Genomic DNA, 8,833 nt, shown 5'->3' with positions numbered 1-8,833 from the left:
AGACGGGCGACACCGGCGTTGCCCGCCGCGAGGTGCTCGGCCAGCACCCGGCGCGCGCCCGGCGTCTCGAGGTCGCGCAGCGCGTCGGCGACCTCGGCGACGTCGTCGCGGAAGGCGTCGAGCACGGCGACGACGTGCTCGCGGTTGGCGGTGAGGATCTGCACCCAGAGTTCCGGAGCGGAGGCCGCGAGACGCGAGACGTCGCGCACGCCCTGCCCGGCTAGGCGGAGCGCCGCGTTCGGGGCGTCGAGGAGTCGCTGTCCGAGGAGGGACGAGATCACCTGCGGGGCGTGCGAGACGAGTCCGACCGAGAGGTCGTGCTCCTCCGGGTCCATCTCGACGATCGTGCCGCCGAGGTCGAGCGCGAGCGCCTCGACCCGCGCGAGCGCCTCGGGGGTGGTCTCGCCGTCGCGGCAGATCACCCACGGGCGGCCCACGAAGAGGTCGCCACGCGCCGACACCGGACCGCCGCGCTCGCGTCCGGCCATGGGGTGGGAGCCGATGTAGCGGGTGAGATCGACGCCGCGGGAGCGCAGCTCGCGGAGCGGCTGGATCTTGACGCTCGCCACGTCGGTGACGACCGCCTCGGGGTGCGCCGCGAGCTCGCGCTCCACGACACCCGCGGTGACGTCCGGAGGCACGCACACGACGACCACGGACGGCCGGTCGTCGACGGAAGCGGCCCGGCCGGCCCCGTAGTCGATGGCGAGGGACAGGCTCGCGGGCGACGCGTCATCGAGCACGACGTCGATCCCGCGGGAGGCGAGCCCGAGGCCGATGGAGGCTCCCAGCAGTCCGGAGCCGACCACCCGCACCGTCCCGCTCGTCCGCATCGCGGGCGGGGCGGGGTGCAGGAGCTCGTTCACCCGGACAGCCTAGCGATCGGGGCGGCGCTGCTTGTCGGCGCCGGAGCGGCGCGGAGGAGCGTCCCGCCGCTGACCGCCTGTGGAGGAGCCTCCCTGGTCGGAGGACCGCCCCGTGGAACCGCGTCCGGCCGACCCGCTGCGTTCCCCGGAGTCCGGCCGCGGACGCCTGGCCCCGGCGCTCGCCTTCTTCGTCGGTTGCGGAGGCGCGGCCGCCACGGCCTCGCCGCCCTGCCGTGCGATCGTCAGCAGCGCGCCCAGCTCGTCGCGGGTCAGATCGCGCAGGTCTCCCGAGCGCAGGGTCCCCAGGTGCAGCGGCCCGAACTGCCGGCGCACGAGCTCGATCACCGGATGCCCGACGGCGGCCATCATCCGCCGCACGATCCTGTTGCGCCCCGAGTGCAGCGTGATCTCGACCAGCGACGCGTTCGAGCGCCCCTCCGGTCGGCCCAGCAGCCGTGCCTTGTCGGCCGCGACCGGCCCGTCGTCGAGCTCGATGCCCGCCGTCAGCGTCGCGATCGTCTGCGGGAGGACCTGCCCGTGCACCTTGGCGATGTACGTCTTCGTCACGCCGAACGACGGATGCGCGAGCACGTGCGCCAGCTCGCCGTCGTTCGTCAGCACCAGGAGGCCCGAGGTCTCGGCGTCGAGGCGTCCGACATTGAACAGCCGCTCCTCGAAATTCTGCGTATAGGTACTGAGGTCGGCGCGCCCGTTCTCATCGGCCAGCGAGCTGACGACTCCGACCGGCTTATTCAGCATCACGTAGCGGCGGGAGGTGTCGAGCTGCACCGCGACCCCGTCCACCTCGATCCGGTCGGTCGCCGGGTCGATGCGGCGACCGAGCTCTCCCGCCACCTCGCCGTTCACGCGGATCCTCCGCGCCACGATCATCTCCTCGACCACTCGGCGGGAGGCGACCCCCGCTGCCGCGAGGACCTTCTGCAGTCGTTCACCCTCGGGGCCGCTGTCAGGCGCGCTCATCGAATCCGTCTCTTCCGTCGCTCAGTAAGGGGGAGATCTTCGGCAGCTCGTCGAGCGAGGCGAGGCCGAGGTGCACGAGCAGTTGCTCGGTGGTGCCGTAGAGGACCGCACCCGTCTCGGGGTCGTGGCCGACCTCCGCTATCAGGCCGCGGCCGAGGAGTGTGCGCGCGACGGAGTCGACGTTGACCGCGCGGATCTGCGCGACCTGGCCGCGCGAGACGGGCTGCTTGTACGCGATGACCGCCAGCGTTTCGAGCGCCGCCTGCGAGAGCCGCGTCGGATTCTGCGTCAGCACGAAGTCCGAGACGACCGGGTCGTACTCGCGGCGCACGTAGATGCGCCAGCCTCCGCCGACCTCGCGCAGCTCGAAGCCGCGACGGATCGACCCGTCGGTGCCGTCGAAGTCGGCGACGAGGCGCTCGATCGACTGGCGCACCACGGCGATCGGGCGCGAGAGAGCGGTCGCGAGCGCCGCGAGCGGCTGCGGTTCGTCGGCGACCATCAGGATCGCCTCGACCGCGCGGTCGATCTCGAAGGCCACGGTGCCCGCTCCGGCGTCAGGAGTCATAGTCGGCTCCGAGCGCGGCGAGGCTCTCGTCGTTCCAGCTCTCGGCGACCCAGCGCAGAGTGAGCTCGCCGAGCGGCTCCTCCTGCTCGAAGGAGAGCGCGGCGTGCCGGTACAGCTCGAGGACCGCGATGAAGCGCGCGACGATCACGCCCCGCTCCTCAGCGCCCGCGACCAGCTCGCCGAAGGTCGCCGACTCCTGCCCGCGGAGCACGGCGACCACGTGGGCGGCCTGCTCGCGGATGCTGATACGGGGTGCGTGCAGGTGCTCGAGCCCCACGGTGGGCAGCTCGCGGGGAGCGAGCGCCACGGTGGCGAGGGCCGCGAAGTCGGCGGCCGAGAGTGTCCAGACGAGTTCCGGCTTCCGAGCGCGGTACTCCTCTTCCAGCGGCACGTCGCGCACATGCCGCCCCGCCTCGATCTCCATCCGCTCGGCGAACCACGTCGAGACCTGCTTGAACGCGCGGTACTGCAGGAGGCGGGCGAACAGCAGGTCTCGCGCCTCCAGCAGCGCGGCGTCCTCGGCATCGACCAGCTCGCCCTGCGGGAGCAGCCCGGCGATCTTCAGATCGAGGAGGGTCGCAGCGACGACCAGGAACTCGGACGCGCGGTCCAGCCCCTCGATCGTGTCGATCCCGTGCAGGTAGGACAGGAACTCGTCCGTCACCGCGCTCAGCGCGATCTCCGTGATGTCGACCTGGTGCTTCGCGATGAGGCTCAGCAGCAGGTCGAACGGGCCCTCGAAATTGGTCAGCGCGAGATGGAAACCGGGCGGAGCAGGACGCTCCTCGAGCACGGCCTCAGGCGACCGCGCCACGCGAGATCAGCTCCCTGGCGAGCTTGCGGTACGCCTTCGCAGCGTTGTGCTCGGGCGCGAACTGGGTGATCGGCACACCGGACACGCTGGCGTCCGGGAACTTCACCGTGCGTCCGATCACGGTCTCGAGCACGCTGTCCCCGAAGGCGTCGACCACGCGGTCGAGCACCTCGCGCGAGTGCAGGGTGCGGGAGTCGTACATCGTGGGCAGGATGCCGTCGAGCTCGATCACAGGGTTGAGCCGGTCCCGCACCTTGTCGATCGTCTCGATCAGCAGCGCCACCCCCCGCAGGGCGAAGAACTCGCACTCGAGCGGGATGAGGACGCCGTGGCTCGCAGTGAGAGCGTTGACCGTCAGGAGCCCGAGCGACGGCTGGCAGTCGATGAGGATCACGTCGTAGTCGGCGCTGACCTTGCGCAGCACGCGCGCGAGGATCTGCTCGCGGGCGCCTCGTTGACGAGGTGCACCTCCGCGGCCGAGAGATCGATGTTGGCCGGAATGACGTCCAGACCGGGCACACGGGTCGTCCGGATCGCTTCGGCGGGGTCCTTCACGGTGCCCAGAAGGAGGTCGTAGATCGTCACCGCGTCGTAGGTGGCGACTCCCAGACCGGCCGAGAGCGCCCCCTGGGGGTCGAAGTCGATCGCCAGCACGCGGCGGCCGTATTCGGCCAGCGTCGCGCCCAGGTTGATGGTGGTCGTCGTCTTGCCGACGCCGCCCTTCTGGTTGCAGAGCGAGATGATCCGCGCGGGGCCGTGACCGGTGAGCTCCACCGGCAGCGGGAAGTCGCGCAGGGGGCGGCCGGTCGGGCCGAGCGTCGGGGCTTCGAGACCGGAGAGCTCGGCCTTGTCGTCCGTCTTGCGTGTCACCTGCGTCGCCCTCGCTTCCCTGTCGGCATGCGCTCCCGCGCGGCCTGCGTCGAGTGTACCGGCGCCCCGCGGCTCGACCGCCGCGCCCGCCGGTCGAGCCGCGCAGCTCAACGACGCGCACGCGGGTGCGCCGAGGTGTACACGTCTCGGAGCGTGTCCGCGGTCACCAGCGTGTAGATCTGCGTGGTCGCCACGGAGGCGTGCCCCAGCAGCTCCTGCACGACACGCACGTCGGCGCCTCCCGCCAGCAGGTGCGTCGCGAACGAGTGCCGGAAGGTGTGCGGCGAGATCTCGCGGTCGAGCCCGGCCTTCTCGGCGACCGCCCTGATCACGAGCCAGGCGCTCTGCCGGGAGAGGCGGCTGCCGCGTACCCCGAGGAAGAGCGCCGGAGTCGCCCGGCCGCGCCGCGAGAGCTCCGGCCGCGCGCGCACCAGGTAGTCGTCCACCGCCTCCCGTGCGTAGCGCCCGAGGGGCACCATCCGCTGCTTCGAGCCCTTGCCCGTGAGCCGCACGACGTCCGCGTCGACAACGTCGTCCACGTTCAGGTCGACCGCCTCCGAGATGCGCGCGCCGGTGGCGTAGAGCAGCTCGAGCAGCGCACGGTCGCGGAGGTCGGCGAGCTCCTCGCCGCGTGCCGCCTCGAGCAGCCCCGCCATCTGCTCGACGGTCACAGCCTTCGGGAGTGTCATCGGGAGCTTCGGCGGCACCACGTCGTGCGCGACGTCATCGGCGACGACGCCCTCCTCCAGGGCGAACCGATGCAGGCCGCGCACGCTCGAGAGGATCCGCGCCCGCGAGCTCGCCGCGAGCGGCCGCTCCGGTCGGGCCGCGAGCCAGGAGGAGAACTCCCCGACGTCGCGCGCCGCAGGGTCCCGAGATCGTCGGTCCCCCGGGAGTCGAGCCAGCCAGGTAGAGCTCGAGGTCGCGCCGGTAGGCGGAGAGGGTGTGCGCCGAGAGACCGCGCTCGACGCTCGCCTGGCGGAGATAGGCGTCGGCGCAGGCGCGCGGGGTCACCCCGGCGCGCCCGCGGGTGCCGCGTCCACTCTGAGGAGGCGTCGCCGAGTCCGCGCCAGTCGCGGGCGCGCAACGCGTGCGCCGCCAGCACCGCGATGGTCAGCGACGGGTTCTGCACCCGGCGGGCGAGCACCGCCTCGACGACCCCGTCCAGTGGTACCCAGCGCAGCTCCATGTCCGCTTCCTCCGCCTCACGCTCAAAGGCGGAGCCGGTGGCGGAGAGGCCTCGTGCGAGGTAGATCCGGATCGCCTCGTCGCTACCCCCCGGCGAGGTCGCGAACTCGGCGAGCAGGTCCCAGCGCTCGGCCTGCAGGTCGGTCTCCTCGCCGAGCTCCCGCTGCGCGGCGAGGAGGGCGTCTTCGCCGTCGATGTCGAGCAGTCCCGCGGGGATCTCCCACTCGCGGGCGCGAACCGGGTGCCGGTACTGCTTGATCAGGGCGACCCGGTCCTCGTCGTCGAGCGCCAGCACCGCGACGGCACCGGTGTGGTCGAGGAACTCGCGGCGCAGCTCCCCTCCGCCGTAGCGGAAGGTCTCGGCGCGGACGCCCCAGACCATGCCGTTGAAGACGCGCTCGCTGGTGAGGATCTCGGGTTCGACCGGCTCGTCCGAGAGCGGCTCACTCATCGGCGTCCGCATCCGAGGCGGGGAAGAGGCGCGAGGACTCCTGGCGCTCGAGGGCCGCGGTCACCAGGCCGCGGAAGAGCGGATGCGCGTCGTTCGGTCGCGAGCGGAGCTCCGGGTGCGCTTGGGTGCCGACGTAGTAGGGGTGCTTCTCGCGCGGCAGCTCGACGTACTCGACGAGATGCCCGTCGGGCGAGGTGCCAGAGAACCACAGCCCGGCCTCGGCGATGCGATCGCGGTATCCGTTGTTCACCTCGTAGCGGTGGCGGTGGCGCTCCGCCGCCTCCGGGGCACCGTACACCTCGGCCACGATGGAGCCCTCGGCGAGCGTCGCGGTGTACAGCCCCAGCCGCATCGTGCCGCCCATGTCGCCGGAGGCGAGGATCTCGACCTGCTCGGCCATCGTCGCGATCACCGGGAACTCGGTGTCCGGGTCGAACTCCGACGAGGAGGCGCCCTCGAGTCCCGCCTCGTGGCGCGCGTACTCGATCACCATGCACTGCAACCCCAGGCAGAGCCCGAGCGTGGGGATTCCGTTCTCGCGTGCGAAGCGGAGCGCACCGAGCTTGCCCTCGATGCCGCGGATTCCGAAGCCCCCGGGCACGCAGATCCCGTCGAGTTCCGAGAGCGCCTTCGCCGCGACCTCCGGGTCCTCGAGCCCGTCCGACGCGATCCAGCGGATGGCGACCTTCGTCTGCTGCGCGAAACCGCCGGCCCGCAGCGCCTCCGTCACCGACAGGTAGGCGTCCGGCAGGTCGATGTACTTGCCGACCAGTCCGATGGTCACCTCGTGCTTGGGCTCGTGGACGGCCTGGAGCAGCGTGGCCCAGCCGTCCCAGACCACCTCGCCGGCCGGGAGCCGGAGCTGGTCGATGATGTAGGAGTCGAGGCCCTGCTCGTTGAGCATCTGCGGGATCTCGTAGATCGAGGCGACGTCCTTGGCGTTCACCACGGCCTGCTCGTCGACATCGCACATCAGCGCGATCTTGCGCTTGTTCGACTCCGAGACGGGCCGGTCGCTGCGGAGCACCAGGGCGTCCGGCTGGATGCCGATCGAGCGGAGCGCGGCGACGGAGTGCTGCGTCGGCTTCGTCTTCTGCTCACCGGAGGCGCCCATGAACGGCACGAGCGACACATGGACGAAGAACACGTTCGCGCGGCCGAGCTCGTGCCGCACCTGACGTGCGGACTCGATGAACGGCTGGCTCTCGATGTCGCCGACGGTGCCGCCGATCTCCGTGATGATGACGTCGGGCTGCGGGTCGTCCTCGGCCTGGAGCCGCATCCGACGCTTGATCTCGTCGGTGATGTGCGGGATGACCTGCACTGTGTCGCCGAGGTACTCGCCGGCGCGCTCGCGGGCGATGACCCGCGAGTAGATCTGGCCGGTCGTGACGTTAGCGGCCTGATTCAGGTTGATGTCGAGGAAGCGCTCGTAGTGCCCGATGTCGAGGTCGGTCTCGGCGCCGTCGTCGGTGACGAAGACCTCTCCGTGCTGGAACGGGTTCATCGTGCCCGGGTCCACGTTGAGGTACGGGTCGAGCTTCTGCATGACGACGCGCAGTCCGCGCGCCGTGAGCAGGTTGCCCAGGCTGGCCGCCGTCAGCCCCTTGCCGAGCGATGAGACGACACCGCCCGTGACGAAGATGTGCTTCGTGACCTTCGTGGGGGCGTCCTGCCCGGCCTGCGAAGCATCCCGGCTCGACGCTCGGGAGGATCCCCCGGAATCCGAGGGAGAAGAAGAGGAAAGGCCCGCGTTCGTAAAGTCCACCACGGGCTTCCACCCTAACAGCAGATCAGGAGCAGCGGCCGTCCAGGGCCGGATCGGTCGCTCGACGCCGCGGTGCCGGTGTCAGAGCACCCGGCTCGTCTCGAGCAGCTCGCGTGCGTGGGCGAGGGCGTTCGCCGAGTCGGTGAGCCCCGAAAGCAGCCGCGCCATCTCCGAGACCCGCTCCTCCGCGTCGAGCTGCGTCACCGCACTCGACGTCACCGAGCCGTCCGAGCCCTTCTCGACCCGGAGGTGGTTGGTCGCGAAAGCCGCCACCTGCGCCAGGTGCGTCACCACGATGACCTGCGAGGTCTCGGCCAGCCGTGCCAGGCGCCGTCCGATCTCGATCGCGGCGGCGCCGCCCACCCCGGCGTCGACCTCGTCGAACACGAAGGTCGGCACGGGGTCGTTCGCGGCGACGACGACCTCGAGCGCGAGCATCACCCTCGAGAGCTCGCCGCCCGAGGCGCCGCGGGCCAGTGGCCGCGGGGTCGCGCCGGCGTGCGGCTGGAGCATCATCTCGACGGAGTCGCGGCCATGAGCCGCCGGTTCACCGGTCGCCGTCACTTGGACCCGCAGTCGGGCGTCCGCCATCGCGAGCGCGGTCAGCTCCCCACTGACCCGCTCCCCCAACTGCGCCGCCGCCGCTATGCGCAGCTCGGTGAGCCTCGTCGCCAGCCGGTCGACGAGGTCCGCGTCGGCCGCGGTCTCGGCCTCCAGCGCGGCAATCCTCTCGTCATCGCCGTCCAGCTCCAGCAGGCGCAATCCGGAGGAGTCGACGAGGTCGAGGACGTCGTCGAGCGTCGGCCCGTAGGCACGGGCAAGCAGCGAGAGCTGGGCACGCCGTTCCTCGATGAGCTCGAGATCGTGGGCTCCGTCGAGATCGAGCTCGGCAAGGTAGGACGAGAGGCTGCCCGCAGCGTCGGCGAGCAGCACGGAGGCGTCTCCGAGCGTCTGCACCGTCGGCTGGAGAGCGGCGTCGTGCCCGGCTGCCCGCTCCAGCACTCGGCGCGCGTCTCGACGAGTCCGAGGGCGTCTCGTCCGTCCAGCTCGTCCGACGACACGGCCTCCCTCGCCTCGCCGGCAGCCAGCCGCAACTGCTCGATGCTGCCGAGGCGCTCCGACTGCGCGGCGAGCTCGACGTCCTCCCCCCGCTGCGGGGCGACCGCCTCGATCTCGGCCAGGGCCGCACGGAGGCGCTCCGCCTCCTGAGCGCGCGCCTCGCGGGCCGCGGTGAGCCCGTCGAGCTCGTCGCGTCTCGCACGCCAGCGCTCGAAGGCGCGCGTGTACTCGCGCAGCGCCTCGCCGAGCTCCGGCCCGCCGAAGCGGT

5 protein-coding genes and 4 pseudogenes are annotated in these 8,833 nt (G+C 71.6%); all 9 read right to left on the bottom strand.

Annotated features, from left to right (window positions below):
* Positions 1–833 (bottom strand): prephenate dehydrogenase (locus tag ACH61_RS12470; protein ID WP_068212476.1); only part of this gene is annotated, 833 nt, incomplete at its 3' end.
* A 231-nt stretch (positions 834–1,064) separates the two neighbouring features.
* Positions 1,065–1,847: pseudogene (locus tag ACH61_RS12465) on the bottom strand (pseudouridine synthase); the annotation flags it as partial.
* Complete coding sequence (gene scpB, locus ACH61_RS12460) at positions 1,834–2,415, bottom strand: SMC-Scp complex subunit ScpB (RefSeq protein ID WP_068212474.1); 582 nt, start codon at positions 2,413–2,415, stop codon at positions 1,834–1,836. The pseudogene ACH61_RS12465 and the gene scpB, both read right to left, overlap by 14 nt.
* A complete protein-coding gene (locus ACH61_RS12455) occupies positions 2,405–3,229 on the bottom strand; it encodes a segregation and condensation protein A (protein WP_068212473.1) in 825 nt (274 codons plus the stop codon). Before ACH61_RS12455 ends, scpB begins: the two co-directional genes overlap by 11 nt.
* Positions 3,213–4,099: pseudogene (locus ACH61_RS12450) on the bottom strand (ParA family protein). Before ACH61_RS12450 ends, ACH61_RS12455 begins: the two are co-directional and overlap by 17 nt.
* Positions 4,100–4,206: 107 nt before the next feature.
* Positions 4,207–5,113: pseudogene (gene xerD / locus ACH61_RS12445) on the bottom strand (site-specific tyrosine recombinase XerD).
* 7 nt (positions 5,114–5,120) lie between these two features.
* Positions 5,121–5,738 (bottom strand): annotated as a pseudogene (locus ACH61_RS16420) (NUDIX domain-containing protein); the annotation flags it as partial.
* Entirely contained in the window at positions 5,731–7,383 is a 1,653-nt protein-coding gene (locus ACH61_RS12440; RefSeq protein WP_068212475.1) for a CTP synthase, read from the bottom strand. The gene ACH61_RS12440 and the pseudogene ACH61_RS16420, both read right to left, overlap by 8 nt.
* 204 nt (positions 7,384–7,587) lie before the next feature.
* On the bottom strand, positions 7,588–8,508 hold the full coding sequence (locus ACH61_RS12435; RefSeq protein WP_068212472.1) for a DNA repair protein RecN: 921 nt from the start codon (positions 8,506–8,508) through the stop codon (positions 7,588–7,590).
* Positions 8,509–8,833: the final 325 nt, after the last annotated feature.

The organism is Rathayibacter tanaceti (genome assembly GCF_001634385.1).
Taxonomy (GTDB): domain Bacteria; phylum Actinomycetota; class Actinomycetes; order Actinomycetales; family Microbacteriaceae; genus Rathayibacter; species Rathayibacter tanaceti.
This window is presented reverse-complemented; position numbering and strand designations above follow the sequence as displayed.